The organism is Streptomyces sp. NPDC002835, assembly GCF_053591995.1.
Window position 1 is genome coordinate 256,883 of the sequence record NZ_JBSFUW010000003.1, and the last position, 14,981, is coordinate 271,863.

At 72.4% G+C, this 14,981-nt stretch carries 18 protein-coding genes and 1 pseudogene; 11 read left to right on the plus strand and 8 right to left on the minus strand.

The genetic code is table 11. The features are described 5' to 3' along the window. The first annotated feature begins 60 nt into the window (after positions 1-60). From ACWD01_RS05365 to ACWD01_RS05375, 3 genes are all read left to right on the plus strand, one after another. Positions 61-1,038: an ATP-binding cassette domain-containing protein gene (locus tag ACWD01_RS05365; protein ID WP_451158275.1), complete on the plus strand. Its 978-nt coding sequence runs from the start codon at positions 61-63 to the stop codon at positions 1,036-1,038. Beyond that, positions 1,035-1,892, plus strand: coding sequence for an ABC transporter permease (locus tag ACWD01_RS05370; protein ID WP_356898435.1), 858 nt, complete (start codon positions 1,035-1,037; stop codon positions 1,890-1,892). The genes ACWD01_RS05365 and ACWD01_RS05370 overlap by 4 nt, the downstream gene beginning before the upstream one ends. A 133-nt stretch (positions 1,893-2,025) precedes the next feature. Then, the gene (locus tag ACWD01_RS05375; RefSeq protein ID WP_451158277.1) at positions 2,026-3,156 is read left to right on the plus strand and encodes a MerR family transcriptional regulator; all 1,131 of its coding nucleotides are present in this window, start codon (positions 2,026-2,028) and stop codon (positions 3,154-3,156) included. Between the two features lie 28 nt (positions 3,157-3,184). On the opposite strand, the gene ACWD01_RS05380 is transcribed toward ACWD01_RS05375, so the two are convergent. The 7 genes and pseudogenes from ACWD01_RS05380 to ACWD01_RS05410 form a co-directional block, all read right to left on the minus strand. Then, positions 3,185-3,631 (minus strand): universal stress protein, encoded by a 447-nt coding sequence (locus ACWD01_RS05380; RefSeq protein ID WP_451158279.1) that lies wholly within the window; start codon positions 3,629-3,631, stop codon positions 3,185-3,187. Positions 3,632-3,710: 79 nt separating this feature from the next. Next, positions 3,711-4,055, minus strand: a pseudogene (locus ACWD01_RS05385) (NAD(P)H-dependent oxidoreductase); the annotation flags it as partial. Continuing rightward, positions 4,013-4,291: a zinc ribbon domain-containing protein gene (locus ACWD01_RS05390; protein WP_451158389.1), complete on the minus strand. Its 279-nt coding sequence runs from the start codon at positions 4,289-4,291 to the stop codon at positions 4,013-4,015. The pseudogene ACWD01_RS05385 and the gene ACWD01_RS05390, both read right to left, overlap by 43 nt. Positions 4,292-4,326: 35 nt before the next feature. Further along, entirely contained in the window at positions 4,327-4,563 is a 237-nt protein-coding gene (locus ACWD01_RS05395) for a hypothetical protein (RefSeq protein ID WP_451158281.1), read from the minus strand. A 43-nt stretch (positions 4,564-4,606) separates the two neighbouring features. Then, positions 4,607-4,774, minus strand: coding sequence for a helix-turn-helix domain-containing protein (locus ACWD01_RS05400; RefSeq protein ID WP_451158283.1), 168 nt, complete (start codon positions 4,772-4,774; stop codon positions 4,607-4,609). Between the two features lie 112 nt (positions 4,775-4,886). Continuing rightward, a complete protein-coding gene (locus ACWD01_RS05405; RefSeq protein ID WP_451158285.1) occupies positions 4,887-5,681 on the minus strand; it encodes a bestrophin-like domain in 795 nt (264 codons plus the stop codon). Between the two features lie 48 nt (positions 5,682-5,729). Beyond that, complete coding sequence (locus ACWD01_RS05410; RefSeq protein WP_451158287.1) at positions 5,730-6,074, minus strand: hypothetical protein; 345 nt, start codon at positions 6,072-6,074, stop codon at positions 5,730-5,732. Between the two features lie 82 nt (positions 6,075-6,156). On the opposite strand from ACWD01_RS05410, the gene ACWD01_RS05415 reads away from it, so the two are divergent. From ACWD01_RS05415 to ACWD01_RS05435, 5 genes are all read left to right on the plus strand, one after another. Further along, a complete protein-coding gene (locus ACWD01_RS05415) occupies positions 6,157-6,375 on the plus strand; it encodes a hypothetical protein (RefSeq protein WP_451158289.1) in 219 nt (72 codons plus the stop codon). 228 nt (positions 6,376-6,603) lie between these two features. Continuing rightward, positions 6,604-8,658, plus strand: a complete 2,055-nt coding sequence (locus ACWD01_RS05420; protein ID WP_451158291.1) for an FAD-dependent oxidoreductase — start codon at positions 6,604-6,606, stop codon at positions 8,656-8,658. 540 nt (positions 8,659-9,198) lie between these two features. After that, positions 9,199-10,080 carry a septum formation family protein gene (locus ACWD01_RS05425; protein ID WP_451158293.1) on the plus strand — a complete coding sequence of 294 codons (882 nt, stop codon included), beginning with the start codon at positions 9,199-9,201 and terminating at the stop codon, positions 10,078-10,080. Positions 10,081-10,169: 89 nt separating this feature from the next. Continuing rightward, positions 10,170-10,751 (plus strand): PadR family transcriptional regulator, encoded by a 582-nt coding sequence (locus ACWD01_RS05430; RefSeq protein WP_451158295.1) that lies wholly within the window; start codon positions 10,170-10,172, stop codon positions 10,749-10,751. A 12-nt stretch (positions 10,752-10,763) separates the two neighbouring features. Then, on the plus strand, positions 10,764-10,946 hold the full coding sequence (locus tag ACWD01_RS05435) for a hypothetical protein (RefSeq protein WP_451158297.1): 183 nt from the start codon (positions 10,764-10,766) through the stop codon (positions 10,944-10,946). Between the two features lie 16 nt (positions 10,947-10,962). Here the strand turns inward: ACWD01_RS05435 and ACWD01_RS05440 are convergent, their stop codons facing one another. After that, positions 10,963-11,829: an SAM-dependent methyltransferase gene (locus ACWD01_RS05440; RefSeq protein WP_451158299.1), complete on the minus strand. Its 867-nt coding sequence runs from the start codon at positions 11,827-11,829 to the stop codon at positions 10,963-10,965. A gap of 200 nt (positions 11,830-12,029) precedes the next feature. On the opposite strand from ACWD01_RS05440, the gene ACWD01_RS05445 reads away from it, so the two are divergent. The 3 genes from ACWD01_RS05445 to ACWD01_RS05455 are packed head-to-tail and all read left to right on the plus strand — an operon-like array spanning position 12,030 to position 14,910. Then, a complete protein-coding gene (locus ACWD01_RS05445; protein WP_451158301.1) occupies positions 12,030-12,296 on the plus strand; it encodes a hypothetical protein in 267 nt (88 codons plus the stop codon). Continuing rightward, a complete protein-coding gene (eccD, locus tag ACWD01_RS05450; RefSeq protein WP_451158303.1) occupies positions 12,290-13,642 on the plus strand; it encodes a type VII secretion integral membrane protein EccD in 1,353 nt (450 codons plus the stop codon). Before ACWD01_RS05445 ends, eccD begins: the two co-directional genes overlap by 7 nt. A 53-nt stretch (positions 13,643-13,695) precedes the next feature. Further along, positions 13,696-14,910, plus strand: coding sequence for a MinD/ParA family protein (locus tag ACWD01_RS05455; RefSeq protein WP_451158305.1), 1,215 nt, complete (start codon positions 13,696-13,698; stop codon positions 14,908-14,910). The last annotated feature ends 71 nt before the right edge of the window (positions 14,911-14,981 follow it).

Genomic DNA, 14,981 nt, shown 5'->3' on the forward strand with positions numbered 1-14,981 from the left:
ACTGCACGCGTCTGTTGTGCACGGACGGAGCGAAGGAACCGAGGGACGGACGAACGGACGATGAGTACAGGCACAGATCTGGCAATCGAGACCAGCGGGCTGGTGAAGGTCTTCGGTGACAACCGTGCCGTGGACGGCGTCGACCTCCTGGTACCGGCCGGGACGGTCTACGGAGTCCTCGGCCCGAACGGGGCCGGCAAGACGACCACCGTCCGGATGCTCGCCACCCTGCTGCGGCCCGACGCGGGCGAGGCCCGCGTCTTCGGCAAGGACGTCCAGAAGGACGCCGACGCGGTCCGCAGCAGGGTCAGCCTCACCGGGCAGTACGCCTCGGTCGACGAGGACCTGACCGGCACGGAGAACCTGGTCCTGCTCGGGCGGCTGCTCGGCCACGGCAAGCCGGCGGCCCGCGAGCGGGCGGCCCAGCTGCTGGAGGCGTTCGGGCTGCGCGACGCCTCCGACAAGCAGGTGAAGAACTACTCGGGAGGCATGCGGCGCCGTATCGACATCGCCGCGTCCATCCTCAACACCCCGGACCTGCTTTTCCTCGACGAGCCGACCACCGGCCTCGACCCGCGCAGCCGCAACCAGGTCTGGGACATCGTCCGCGCCGTCGTCTCCCAGGGGACGACGGTGCTGCTGACGACGCAGTATCTCGACGAGGCCGACCGGCTCGCCTCCCGTATCGCCGTGATCGACCACGGAAAGGTGATCGCGGAGGGCACGAAGGGCGAGCTGAAGGCGTCCGTCGGCTCCGGGGCCGTGCATCTGCGGCTGCGTGACGCCGAGCAGCGGCCGGAGGCGGAGCGGGTGCTGGCCGCCGCGCTGGGCGCGGAAGTGCTGCTGGACGCCGACCCGGTCGCCCTCACGGCCCGCGTCAACGGGCAGGGCACCGAACGCGGCGCGGCCGAGCAGGCGGCCCACGCCCTGGCCGAACTGGCCCGCTGCGGCATCACCGTCGACAACTTCGCGCTGGGCCAGCCCAGCCTGGACGAGGTCTTCCTCGCCCTGACCGACAAGAAGGGGGAGGCGGCATGACGACCGCGACCACCGCCAAGGATCCGGGCGATCTCGCACTCGAAGCGCCGAGGACGGAGGACCTCGCCTCGCTGCTGGTGGCGACGGAACGGCCGGCGCGGCCCACGGCGTGGTCGGCGTCGCTGACGTTCGGCTGGCGCGCCATGCTCAAGATCAAGCATGTGCCGGAGCAGCTCTTCGACGTGACGGCGTTCCCGATCATGATGGTGCTGATGTACACGTACCTCTTCGGAGGCGCGATCGCCGGCTCCGTCGACGCGTACGTGCAGTTCCTGCTGCCGGGCATCCTCACCATGAGCGTCGTGATGATCACGATGTACACGGGGGTGGCCGTCAACAACGACATCACCAAGGGCGTCTTCGACCGCTTCCGCACGCTGCCGATCTGGCGGCCCGCGCCGATGGTCGGCTACCTCCTCGGCGACGTCGTCCGCTATCTGATCGCCTCGGTCGTGATGCTCGCGGTCGGCCTCCTCATCGGCTACCGCCCCGGCGGCGGACCGGTCGGCATCGCGCTCGGCGTCGTGCTGCTGCTGGTCTTCTCGTTCGCGTTCTCCTGGATCTGGACGATGTTCGGTCTGCTGCTGCGCACCGAGAAGTCGGTCATGGGCGTCAGCATGATGGTCATCTTCCCGATGACGTTCCTCAGCAACGTCTTCGTCGACCCGAGCACCATGCCGGGCTGGCTCCAGGCATTCGTCAACAACCAGCCCGTCACCCATGTGTCCACCGCCGTCCGCGAACTGATGGCGGGCGACTGGCCGGCGGCCGACATCGCCTGGTCGCTGGGCTGGTCGGCACTGCTCGTGATCGTCTTCGGCTCGGTCACGATGCGCCTCTACAACCGCAAGTGACCCCGCGCCGACCGCCGCGCGGGCGCCCCCGGCCGCCCGGGGCGCCCGCGCTTGACCTTCCCCCCGAGGGAACGCCCAGCATCGAGCGTGCCGGGCGAGGCGCCCGGCCGACGAGAAACAGGAGCCGGGGGCCATGGACCTGCTGACCATCGGGGCGTTCGCCCGTGTCTCCCGGCTGTCCGCCAAGGCGCTGCGCCGCTACGACGAACTGGGCCTGCTGCGCCCCGCCCACACCGACCCCTTCACCGGCTACCGCTACTACGACCGGGCACAGACCGAACGTGCCCGGCTGGTGGCATGGCTGCGGCGGATCGGTATGCCGCTGGCCCGGGTCCGGGAGGTCTGCGACCTCGCGGAGACGGACGCGCCGGCGGCCGCCCGGCAGGTCCGGGCGTACTGGGCCGGGGTCGAGGCGGAGACCGCGGCGCGCAGGGACCTGGCGGACTTCCTCGTCGACCAGCTCTCGGGGAAGGACACCGATCCGATGTCGCAGCTCACCACGCCACTTACGATCCGCTACGCCGCCCGCTCGGACCGCGGACTCGTCAGGGAGTCCAACCAGGACGTCGCCTACGCCGGGTCCCGGCTGCTCGCCGTCGCCGACGGGTTCGGCGCCGACGGCGAACGCGCCGGCTCCGGCGCGGTCGACGCGCTCAAAGCGCTGGAGACGGACGCGCTCGGGGGCGCTGCGGCCCCGCCGCGCGCCGGCGATCTGCTGAACGCTCTCGAGGACGCCGTCCAGCGCGCGAACGCAGCGGTCCACGGCCTCGCCGACTCCGACTCAAGCCCCGACTCCGACTCCCACTCCGGTACGACGCTGACCGCGATGCTGTGGACCGGGTCGCGGCTGGCGCTCGTCCACATCGGGGACACCCGCGCCTATCTGCTGCGCGACGGGACGTTCTTCCGGATCACGCACGACCACACGGTGGTCCAGCCGATGATCGACGAAGGCAGCCTCGACGCGGAGGAGGCGGCCTCCCACCCCCAGCGGGCCATGCTGCTGCGGGCCCTGGACGGCCGCGAGGGGATCGCCCGGCCGGATCTGCGGCTGCACGAGGCCAAGCCCGGCGACCGGTATCTGCTCTGCTCCGACGGGTTGTCCGCGGTCGTGCCGCACGCGGACATCAGCCGGACCGTCGAGTCCGCCGGTGACCCGGACGACGCGGTCACCGGCCTGATCGCGCTCGCCCACGGGGCCGGGGCCCCGGACAACGTCGCCTGTGTGGTCGCGGACGTGGTCGAGGAGGCCGTCCCCGCCTGACCGTGCGCGGGGCCCGGCGGCCCGGCCGTCAGGTGGTGGTGCCGCGGACCACGACGACCGGGCACGGGGCGTGCTGGGCCAGGTGGAGGCCGACGGAGCCGAGCAGGGTGGCCTTGAAGCCGCTGTAGCCGCGGTCGCCCACGACCAGCAGGGACGCGCCGTCGGAGCGGTCCATCAGGGCCTGCGCCGGGTTGCCGATCAGGACCGTGCGGGTGATGGCGGCGGCCTCGTCGCCGAGCGTCTGCTCCAGGGTCTCCTCGAGGACCTGGGCCGCGAGCGCCTGCGGGTCGAAGTCGGCCGGGATGGCGGCGACCATGGTGGCCCAGCCGGCCGCCGGGTACTCCCAGCTGATGACCGCCTCCAGGGCGTCCCCGGTCAGCCCGGCCTGCCGGGCCGCCCAGCGAAGGGCCCTGATCGACGGCTCGGAGCCGTCCACGCCGACGACGATCTTGCCCGCGGCTGCCTTGTCCGCCATTCCCGCCACCTCCGTAGCTGTAGCTCCTTGCCAGCCTACGTAAAACTACGCAAACAGGTCCGCGGTGGCCGTGTCGCGGCGGGGCCCGGCGATGGCCGGCCCGGCCATCAGGGCCGCGAGCTCGCCGCCCTGATGGCCGGGCCGTGCGGTCCGGGAGGGTGGCCGTCATCGAGTCGCCCGTGCCGCCCCAGTCCTCCGACGCCGCGTACACGCCGGTCGGCACGACGAGTGCCCGCAGAAAGGCGAAGAGCGGCCGCAGGGCGTGGTCCAGCACTGGGCGCACCTCCCAGGCCCCCAGGCCCAGGCCTGGGGAAGAGTGCCGGGCGGTCCCGCCGGTCGCCGCGATCAGCACCGGCTTCCCGGTGAGCGCGGCGGGCTCGATCAGGTCGAAGAACGACTTGAACAGCCCGCTGTACGAGGCGGTGTGCCCTGTCCCGCCGCGACGTTGCATGACGCGTTCTCATCGGCGTTGCAGGTGAAGCCGCAGGATACGCAGACGAACTCGGCTTGGCTCCTGCGCGAGTTCTTCTCGATCCATCCGCAGGCGCTGCACCGCAGAGAGGTGTACGGGGCGGGTACGTCCTCGACCCGGCCGGGAGCCTTCTCCCCGGCACGCCTGCGGAGCAGGCCCCAACCTTGGGCGAGGATCGCCCGGTTCAGCCCGGCCTTCTGCCGGACCCGCCTGCCCGGTTCCTCTACCGTTCCCGTGGCGGAGGCAGCTTCCGGACCACCACCGACCGGCCCTGGACCTGTTTGCCGGTCTTCGCGTTCAGCTTCGGCGAACCGTCCGGCCCGAACTCCGCGACGCGGTCGGTGCCGATCACCCGGAAGCCCTCATGCCGGTACTTCTTCCGCCAGGTCGGCTCCCCGAACCCGGAGACGACCCTGGCGCTCTTGGCCCTGGCGAAGTCCTTCAAGGCCTGCTGCTGCACATCCGCGTTCCCAGCGGCGAGCCATGCGTTCTCGCGGCGCGCCTCAGTGAGCTGGCGACATTGCTCCGGAAACCCAGGGGCCGCCTTCCTGACTCTGCCTCCGGTGCGCGTGCTGCTCGACGGCCAGGTTCCATACGTACCGCGCATGCGCGCAGTGCCCGAGCATGACGCCCGCCTGCTCACTTGTCGGATACATGCGGAAACGTGACATGCCGCCAACGTAGCCACACGGTCCCGTTTCCCTTCCCCCGTCCAACTGGACTCACTCGAACGAGTGGCCGACCATCCAGGTCACGGTTCACCGGCTCTGATGGGAGTAGCGCTCAGCCCCGGCCGGCGGCGCCCGGGAAAAGCTGGCGGAAGGCGTCCGCCGACTCGGAGCCGGAGCGGCCGAACGGCGCGTCGAAGTCCCACACCAGGAAGAGCAGGAAGGCGATCAGCGCGCTGAAGAGCCCCGCGAGGAGCAGCTCACGGAACGTACGGCCGATCTGCATCGTGAAGATCAGCCCGATCGTCACCACGGCCCCGCTGATCAGCCCGAACCACACGATGCCGGGCAGCGTCTCCTCTGCGCCCGCCGCGCGGGCGTTGCGCGCGTCCTCCGCGGCGGCCACCTGGTCGAGCATCGGCTGGTAGGCCTGCGCCTCCAGCTCGTTCTTCGGCTCCCGCTCCGCGACTTCGGAGCGCACGGCCGCCAGCAGCTCGGTCCCGCGCGACGACAGCTCCTGCTGCTCGACCATCCGCGGCCACTCCGTCTCGACGACCTCGGAGACGTACGTGTCGATGTCCGTACGGAGCCGGTCGCGGAAGTCGGCCGGATAGACCTGGGCCCGCTGGGTTACCTCGTGCAGCGCCTGCGCCTCCGTGCGTACGGCGTCCTGCGCCGCGCCGCGCGCCTCCCAGACGCCGGCGATGGCCAGGCCGAGCACGATCGCGTACACGACGCCGACCATCATCACCATGTACTCGAGGACGTCCGGGGTCTGCGGCGCCTCCCGGTCGTCGAGGTCGGCCGCCGCCGCGGCGGGGCGGGCCGCACGCTGGCTGAGGACCGTGACGACGAGGACGACGGCGCAGGCGGCGGCCATCACGATGGCCAGGACGAGCCATTCGGACATGAGGGTCTCCGGTGGTGTGGGGAGTCGGTGGGGCCGTGCGGGACGTGGTCAGGCGCGGCCGCGCCGCGCGGCGGACTGCGAGCGGGGGCGCAGCAGGGCCGCGGCGAGGACGGCCGGAATCGTGGTGACCAGCATCAGGACGGTGAGCGGTGTGCCGGTGCGCTCGGGCGCGCGGGTCGTAGGCCGGTACGTGCGGATGGCGACGGCCTCGACGCGCTCCGGCGGCGGAGCGGCGGCGGGCGGCGCGGGGGCGGGCTGCTCAGGAGGTGCCGAGGGCGAGGCCGGCGGGCCGGCCTGCGCGGCGGGCGGAGGGGGCGGAGCGGGGACGGGCGTGGGGGTGGGTGCCGGAGGCGGTGAGGGCGGCAGCGTGGTGGGCGCGGGAGGCGACGGCACGGGTGGCGGCGTCGGCGCGGGAGTCGGGGGAGGCGGCGTCGGTGTGGGGCAGGGCGGCGGGGGCGGGCAGTGTCCGGCGCCGATGACCACGCAGACGGAGACTCCCATCCCGGCCGGTCCCGGCACCACGGCCGACACGGACACCGACGAGGCAGACACGGACACCGACAACGACGGCGCGGGCGCCGACGCGCTCCGGCCGGGCTCGGGGTCCGTTCCTGGCGCGGTCACCGACACTTCCGCCCGGCCGCCCGGTCCGTCGTCATCCCCCGGCGACAGGGCCGCGAACCCGGCCCCCTGAGCTCCGACAATCGCCGCGACACCCAGTGCGCTCACGTGCTGCCATCCCGCCACGGCGCCACGGTAAAGGTCCGGAAGCTGCTCGTATGACCAGGATCACCCGTATGGCTGAGCAGTACGTATGTCCTACCAGTGACGATCTGTGGCGCGAATCATTATGCACTTTGTTGCACAAGCCTCTGCCGACCCGCTAGAACTTCACTCGACACCCCTGTGCGAGGAGGCACCGATGACGACGAGTACGAGCACCACCACGGCCGGGCCGGCGCCGTACCCGCATCTGCTGAGCCCGCTCGACCTCGGGTTCACCACGCTGCCCAACCGCGTCCTGATGGGCTCCATGCACGTCGGCCTCGAGGAGGCGGAGCGCGGCTTCGAGCGGATGGCCGCCTTCTACGCGGAGCGCGCCCGCGGCGGGGTCGGCCTCATCGTCACCGGCGGCATCGCCCCCAACGACCGCGGCCGCCCCTACGAGGGCGGGGCCAAGCTCACCACCGAGGACGAGGCCGCCCGGCACCGGGTCGTCACCGACGCCGTGCACGCCGAGGGCGGCAGGATCGCCATGCAGATCCTCCACTTCGGCCGGTACGCGTACCACCAGGACCTCGTCGCCCCCAGCGCGATCCAGGCCCCGATCAGCCCGTTCGTTCCGCACGCCCTGACCGAGGACGAGATCGAGGAGACGATCGGCGACTTCGTCCGCGCGGCCGTCCTCGCCCGGTCGGCCGGCTACGACGGCGTCGAGATCATGGGCTCCGAGGGCTACTTCATCAACGAGTTCATCGCGAGCGCCACCAACCACCGCACCGACCGCTGGGGCGGCTCGTACGAGAACCGCACTCGGCTGCCCCTGGAGATCGTCCGCCGCACGCGGGAGGCGGTCGGCGAGGACTTCATCCTGATCTACCGGCTCTCCATGCTGGATCTGGTGCCCGGCGGCTCCTCTCTCGAAGAGGTCGTCGCGCTCGCCAAGGAGATCGAGGCGGCCGGCGCCACCATCATCAACACCGGTATCGGCTGGCACGAGGCCCGTATCCCCACCATCGCGACGTCCGTGCCGCGCGGCGCGTACACCTGGGTGACCAAGAAGCTGATGGGCGCCGTCTCGGTGCCGCTGGTGACCAGCAACCGGATCAACACCCCCGAGGTCGCCGAGCAGGTGCTCGCCGACGGCCGTGCCGACATGGTCTCGATGGCCCGCCCGTTCCTCGCCGACCCCGAGTTCGTGGCCAAGGCACGGGCCGGCCGCGCCGACGCCATCAACACCTGCATCGGCTGCAACCAGGCATGCCTGGACCACACGTTCAACCTCAAGATCACCTCCTGCCTGGTCAACCCGCGCGCCTGCCACGAGACCGAGCTCGTCCTCGCGCCGACCCGGCTGAAGAAGCGCGTCGCGGTCGTCGGCGCCGGACCGGCCGGGCTCGCCTGCGCGGTCTCCGCGGCCGGACGCGGCCACGACGTCACCCTCTTCGACGCCGCCGAGGAGATCGGCGGCCAGCTCAACATCGCCAAGCGCGTCCCGGGCAAGGAGGAGTTCGACGAGACGCTGCGCTACTACCGCACGCAGCTGAAGGAGCACGGTGTCCGGGTCCGCCTCGGCGTCCGCGTCACCGCCGCCGACCTGCCGGCCGCCGACTTCGACGAGGTCGTCGTCGCCACCGGCGTCACGCCCCGGACCCCCGACATCGACGGCGTCGACCACCCGAGCGTCGTCACCTACCTCGACGTCCTGCGCGACGGCGCGCCCGTCGGCGACCGGGTCGCCGTCATCGGCGCCGGCGGCATCGGCTTCGACGTCGCCGAGTACCTCACCGACGGCGGCGAGGGCGCGAGCCTGGACCCGCGGACGTACTTCCGCCAGTGGGGCGTCGACATGGACTACGCGGCCCCCGGCGGCCTGACGAAGCCCGAGCGCCCGGCCCCGCCGCGCGCCGTGCACCTCCTCCAGCGCAAGACCACCAAGGTCGGCGCCGGTCTCGGCAAGACGACGGGCTGGATCCACCGCACGGAACTCAAGCACCGCGGCGTGACGATGACGGCCGGCGCCACGTACGACCGCATCGACGACGAGGGCCTGCACCTCACCGTCGACGGCACGGCGTCCGTCCTGCCCGTCGACACGGTCGTCCTCTGCACCGGCCAGGAGCCGCAGCGCTCGCTGTACGAGGAGCTGACGGGTGCGGGCCGCACGGTCCACCTGATCGGCGGCGCGGACGTGGCGGCGGAGCTGGACGCGAAGCGGGCGATCGACCAGGGGACGCGGCTGGCTGCGGCGCTGTAGCCGGGCGGGGGTACGGCGGGGGGTACGTGGCGCCTGCGGCGGGCTTGTCCCCTACCCTCCCCCTGCGGCCTGGCGGCCTCGGGGGACCCCCACCTTCCCATAACCGGGGCAGGCCCCGGACCCCGGTGACCGGCCCTCCGGGCGGCGGGCCGGGCTCCGCCCGGGCCCGGTACCGCGCTCCGCGCGGTGGCCTCAATCGCCGGCCGGGCTGGATTTCGCTCCGCGAAATCAGCCTCGCCGGCAGGGGCAACTCAAGCCTCGCCGGCGATTGAGGCGCGGGTCCGGGCGGAGCCCTGACGGGACCGGCAAGTTCCAGCCCCGCCGGCGTTTGAGGCGCGGGGGTACGGGGGTGGAGCCCCCGAAACACCGCGCGGAGCGCGGTGGCGGGTCCGGGCGCAGCCCGGTTCGGGAAGGGGCGGGGTGGGGAACACGCCCGCGCAGCGGCCCCCGCGCCGCCCACGTCACGCCACCCCCCGGCCACCCAAGTGGCATACCATGCGCACGACATTCATAAGGTTCACGTAAGAGGATGTACGCGTCATGGCCCTGCGCACCCCGTCCCGTCCCCTGCGCGGCATAACCGCCGCCGTCGTCCTGCTCGCGGTCGGCGCGGTGGGGTGCTCGGAAGTCGTCGACAGCGCGAAGGACGGTGCGAAGAAGGTCGCCCGCCAGCGTTCGGTGTTCTCGCTCGGCATCGGGGACTGCTACAACCCGAACGGCAAGGAGGCCGAGGGCGAGACGTTCGCCATCGAGGTCGTGCCCTGCGGTGAGCCCCACCAGGCCCAGGTCGTCGGTGAGTTCGAACTCGACGAGGCCAGGACGTTCCCCGGCAACGACGCGATCTGGGCGATCGCCGACGAGCGGTGCCCGGCCGAGGCGCAGAAGTTCGCCCCGGACACCTGGGCGCTCCCGAAGGGCGTCGACATCCTCTACTACACCCCGACCAGCGAGAGCTGGTCGACCGGCGACCGCGCCGTGAGCTGCACGTACACCAAGGAGAAGGGCACGTTCAGCGGCTCCCTCAAGGCGGCCGGCGGCATGAAGCCCGGCCAGGCCGAGTACCTCAAGGGCGCCAACGGCGTGTACGACGCCCTGTGGATGAACCAGCCCGAGGCGGAGTCCGTCGAGGACGACCTCCCCGGCTTCAAGGCACAGGCCAAGGCCGTCGCCGCCGCCCTCGACACGCACGTCAAGGGCCTCGAGGGCATCGACGGCACGGAGACGGCCAAGCTCCGCGCCCAGCTCGAGAAGACCGCCGCCGAGTGGGACAAGGCCGCGAAGGCCGCCGACGTCGACGCGTTCTACCTCGCCTACGACCCGGCCTTCACCGGCCTCGACCCGAACAAGACGGTCGCCGCCCGCAAGGAACTGGGCCTGGCCACCGCCGTCCCGGCCGACGAGGCCGAGGTCTGGGCGAGCTGACGCAGGAGGAACCCGTGGGGGCGTCGGCGCCCCCACGGGCGTCCCGACGCGCCGCGGTCCCTCCCCCGCACGGGTCCTACGATGCGGCCATGTCCCTGCCCCACGCGATCCTCACGGCCCTGCTCGAGAAGCCCTCTTCGGGCCTGGAGCTGACCCGCCGCTTCGACAAGTCGATCGGCTACTTCTGGTCGGCCACCCACCAGCAGATCTACCGCGAACTGGGCAAGCTCGAGCAGGCCGGCCACATCCGGGCCCTGCCGTCCGAGCAGCCGACCCGGGGCCAGAAGAAGGACTACGAGGTCCTGCCCGCCGGCCGGGAGGAACTGGCGGCCTGGGTCACCCGCCCCGAGGACCCCCGGCAGATCCGCGACCCGCTGCTGCTGCGCCTGCGCGCGGCGGCGGTGGTGGGCGGCGCGGACATGGAGGCGGAACTCGTACGCCATCTGGAGCTGCACCGCACCCAGTTGGCCGGATATCTGGCCATCGAGGAGCGCGACTTCCCGCCGGAGCGCCGGGTGAGCAGGCAGGACAGACTGCGCCATGTGGTGCTGCGGGGCGGCATCGAGCTGGAGACCTTCTGGACGAAGTGGCTGACGGACACCCTCGCCGAACTCACCGCCCCGGCCGACGGCGGCGAAACCTCCCGGGATGCGTGTCCTGACGGCCCGTGAGATCGTCGCGGCGTGACGGACTCCTTGATCGCGGTCTGCTGTGCGGCCGCTCTCATCCTGCTGCTGAAATCCGCCGTGGACCTCGCCCGAGCCGGTGGCGCCGACCCGTCCGCGGAGGCCCGCTCCGTGACCTCGGCGCTGTACGGCTGCGGGATCGCCGTACTGGCGCTCGGCCTGTTCATCGCGCTGGCCTGACCGCGCGTACCGGCGTCTACGCCCGGGGTGTGCGCAGTATCCCGCCGTACTCGTACAGGCCCTTGCCGTCCTTGTTCCCCTTCGCGGCCCCGACGTAGGGCGCCAGGTCCGGGTGGACCGGGGCGAGCGGCGGCTGGTCCGGGTCGGGCCGCCAGTCGGCCAGATCGACCAGGCCCGGCTCGACCGGCACCAGGCCCTCCACCAGCGCGTCGACCTCGGCGGGGGTCCGCGTCTGCCAGGGGATGCCGCCCGACGAGATGTGCGCGGTCATCTCGGCGCCGCGCGCCGGATCGTCGGACACGACGTGCGAGAAGCCGACACAGCTGCCGGGCGCCGCCCGGTCGATGACCGTACGCAGGATCCGGCGCGGGTCGTCGGCGTCGACGAGGTGGTGCCCCACGGAGAGGAACAGCACCGCCACCGGCTCGTCGAAGTCGATCAGCCGCCGCACATCGGGATGGTCGAGCACCGACCGCTGGTCCCGCATGTCGGCGGTGATGACGGTCGTCGTCGCGTTGTCGGCGAGCAGCGCGTGCCCGTGTGCGAGCACGATCGGGTCGATGTCGACGTACACGACCCGGGCGTCCGGCGCGAAGCGCTGCGCCACCTGGTGGACGTTGTTGTCGGTCGGCAGCCCGCAGCCCATGTCGAGGAACTGACGGATCCCCAGCTCCTGCGTCAGATACCGGACGGCCCGGTAGAGAAACTGCCGGTTCTGCCGGGCGATGTCCACGCACTCGGGGAACGCCGGCAGCGTGGCGAGCAGGAAGGCGCGGTCGACCTCGTAGTTGTCCTTGCCGCCCAGCATCCACCCGTAGGCCCGTGCGGAAGTCGGCACGTCGTACGGTATCGAGACCTTGTCGGGCCGGTTGTCGTCGATCACGTGCGCTCTCCGCCTCTTCCGCGATGCCGGTGTGCCTCAACGTCCCGCCGACCCTACTTGCGCCCCACCCGTGGCCCGGCCGTATCCGGCCACCCGACGCCACCGGCCGCCGCCCGGCCCCGGCCGGTGGACGACCCTGGTGTGTACCGTCCGCGCACTTGTGTTCTATGTTGCACAGGCAAAGTGAGGGGGGACTTCGCGTGGCACGGGACTATGACAGCCAGTTGCTGGAGTCGGTGGCCGTACGCCGGCGCAGGATGCGGGACGCGCTGCTGTTCGGTGCGCAGCGGACCCGGCGTACGGCGGACGAGCGGCTGGGAAAGGTGTTCGCGGGAGTCGTCATCGCAGCGGTCCTGTGCGCGGGTTGCGTCGGCTGGTCCTTCCTGCAGCACACGCTGGCGAAGCAGAAGGCCGAACAGGAGCAGCGTCAGGCACACCACCACGGGCAGCCGGTGACGCGGTGGTGAGCGCAGCGGCGGCCCCCCGTGCGCAGCTCAGCCGGGTGACCCTGGTCGGCGAGCGGCGACGTGCCGACATCGTCCTTCCGTCGGACACTCCGATCGGGGAACTGCTGCCGGACATCCTCCAGTTGCTGGACGACCGGGTCGCCACCCGGCCGCTGACACGGCAGCTGATCGCGACCGACGGCTCCGCCCTGCCGCACGACAGCACCCTGGCGTCGGCCGGGATTCCCGACGGCGCCGTGCTGCGGCTCGTCAGGACGCACTCCGCGCCGCCCGCGCCGGTGGTGCACGACGTCACCGATCTCGTCGCCGACGATCTCGACCTGCGGGCCTGGCGCTGGCGTCCCGCCGCACGCCGCGTCGGCGCGGGTGTGGCAACCGTCGTCTTCACAGTGATCGCCGCACTGCTCGCCCGCCGCGAGTTCCCCCTCGGCACCCTGGCCGGTGCCATGACGCTGGTCTCTCTCGTGCTGTCCGCGGCCGGTGCGCTCGTGTCCAGGTTCGGACGGAACCAGGGCCTGGCGACCGCGCTGCTGGTCGCCTCGGGTGGCCTGGGCGTCCTCGCGGCGTGGACGGCCGCCGACGCGCACGACTGGCCGGTGGACGGCCGCGTCACCGCTGTCGCAGGGGCAGTGATTCCGATGCTGGCGCTGCTCGGCCTCTTCTCACCGCTCGGCCGCGGTGGACTTACAGGTGCTGGGGCGACGGCTGCGATCGGCGCCGTGTGGGGCGGCGTTGCCTCTGTTCAGAGCGATCCGGCCCGGCTCGGCGCCGTCATGGCGGTCTTCTCCGCCGTGCTGCTCGGCCTTCTGCCACGGCTCGCTCTGACGGCCTCGGGACTCGCCGCACTCGACGACCGCCGCTCGGGCGGAGTCTCCGTCAGCCGCCACGAGGTGGCCAACGCGCTCGCGGCCACGCACCGCGGACTCGCCCTGGCGACGATGGTGACCGCGGTCTCCGCTGCCGCCGCCGGCGTGCTACTCACCCTGGCCGAAAACCCGACGGTGTGGACCGTGACGCTGTCGTCGCTCGTCACGGTGGTGCTTCTGTCCAGGGCGCGGGCCTTTCCGCTGGTGGTGGAGGTCGCCGCACTCTTCGCCGCCGCTGCGGTCCTTGTCGTACGGCTGGTGATGCTGTGGCTGCAGCATGCCGGGGGCCTCGCGCCGCTGGCTGTGCTGTGCGTCGCCGCGGCGCTGCCGTTGCTCGTCCTCGCCGTGCAGCCGGCCGAGCACGTCCGGGTCCGGCTGCGGCGCACGGCGGACCTGGTGGAATCCATCGGCGTGATCGGACTCTTCCCGCTCGCCGTCGGCGTGTTCGGCGTGTACGGACAGCTGCTCAACAAGTTCTGATTCGACGCGCGGGGCTCCGGGTGGGGCAGCACAACGGGGGAGAGAGGGCGGACATGCCGAACGGGGACAACTGGCAGGGCGATGTGCTGCGCGATCTGCGCGGCGGTGCCCAACGGGGTCCGCAGCCCGCCGCGGCGCCGACGCCCGGTGCCACGGCGACGGGCCAGGACCGCAGCGCTCACCCCGGCACCCACCCGGTGGGCGCCGCAGCCGAGCAGAACCGTTCCCCCTCGAACGATGCGCGGCAGCAGCAGCCGCAGCAGCTTGCTTCCCAGGCAGCCTCCCCGCACCCGACGCCGCCGACTTCCGGCCCGGCCGCGTACGCCCCGGCCGCCGCCCCGCAACGCACCCCCGACTCGCGAGCCGTGATCGACCAGGCGCTGGCCGGTACGGGACGCAGGCCGCGGCGCGGGGAGTCCTTCGCCGCGCGCGCCGTGCGCACCCTGCGCCGTACGCTCGCTTCTTCGGCCGCGCGCGAGGTCGCGGGCGCCACCCGCATCGCCGAGGTGCTGCAGCAGCCGGTGACGACCGGCCGGCAGATCGCCGTCACCTCCATCCGCGGCGGGGCCGGCAAGTCGACCGTCGCGGCGCTGCTCGGCCTCACGTACGCGCACTACCGGCAGGACCCCGTTCTCCTCGTCGAGGCGGACCCGGCGCTCGGCTCGCTGCCGCTGCGGATGGGCGCCGAGACACTGCGCTGGACCACCGGCGACGTCGCGGACATCGTCGAGCCGCAGATGTCGCTGCTCGACGTCACGGGATATCTGGTCCAGCTCCCCGGCAACGCCTGGCTGCTGCCCGGCAGTCAGGGCCAGATCGGCGCGATGCTGGACACGCGGGCGTACGAGCGGGTGATGGTGTCGCTGCGGCGCTACTTCGGCGTGACGGTGGTCGACTGCGAGACGCTGCCCGCCGAAGTCGCCCGCGTCGCTCTCTCCGCCGCCCAGGCCCGCGTCCTGACCGCCCCGGCCACGCTGGAGGGCATCGGGAGCACGTATGCGGTGCTCCAGTGGATGCAAGGGCTGCCCCCGCACGTGATCGCGGGCACGGTCGTCGTCCTCGCCGAGCTGGCGCCCCACTCGGGCGTGGGTCTCGAAGCCGCGGCCAAGAAGCTCGCAGCCACCGGGGCGAGGGTGCAGGTCCTGCCGTACGACCGGCACCTGGCGGCCGGCGGCCCCATCAGCACCGGACTGCTGGCCCACTCGACCAGGCAGGCGGCTGCCCGTCTCGCGGCGGAGGTCTTCCAGCTCTCTCTTCAGGGCCGCTGACCGCGGATGCCGAGTCCCACCGTGCCGAGGCCGACCGCGACCCTGCCGAGCCCGAGCCCGAGCCCGAGCCC

Coding starts and splice junctions, on each gene's coding strand:
- ACWD01_RS05420 (WP_451158291.1), top strand. CDS start 6,604: ATGACGACGAGTACGAGCACCACCACGGCCGGGCCGGCGCCGTACCCG.
- ACWD01_RS05375 (WP_451158277.1), top strand. CDS start 2,026: ATGGACCTGCTGACCATCGGGGCGTTCGCCCGTGTCTCCCGGCTGTCC.
- ACWD01_RS05415 (WP_451158289.1), top strand. CDS start 6,157: ATGACCACGCAGACGGAGACTCCCATCCCGGCCGGTCCCGGCACCACG.
- ACWD01_RS05400 (WP_451158283.1), bottom strand. CDS start 4,774: ATGTCACGTTTCCGCATGTATCCGACAAGTGAGCAGGCGGGCGTCATG.
- ACWD01_RS05380 (WP_451158279.1), bottom strand. CDS start 3,631: ATGGCGGACAAGGCAGCCGCGGGCAAGATCGTCGTCGGCGTGGACGGC.
- ACWD01_RS05370 (WP_356898435.1), top strand. CDS start 1,035: ATGACGACCGCGACCACCGCCAAGGATCCGGGCGATCTCGCACTCGAA.
- ACWD01_RS05430 (WP_451158295.1), top strand. CDS start 10,170: ATGTCCCTGCCCCACGCGATCCTCACGGCCCTGCTCGAGAAGCCCTCT.
- ACWD01_RS05455 (WP_451158305.1), top strand. CDS start 13,696: ATGCCGAACGGGGACAACTGGCAGGGCGATGTGCTGCGCGATCTGCGC.
- ACWD01_RS05405 (WP_451158285.1), bottom strand. CDS start 5,681: ATGTCCGAATGGCTCGTCCTGGCCATCGTGATGGCCGCCGCCTGCGCC.
- ACWD01_RS05425 (WP_451158293.1), top strand. CDS start 9,199: ATGGCCCTGCGCACCCCGTCCCGTCCCCTGCGCGGCATAACCGCCGCC.
- ACWD01_RS05365 (WP_451158275.1), top strand. CDS start 61: ATGAGTACAGGCACAGATCTGGCAATCGAGACCAGCGGGCTGGTGAAG.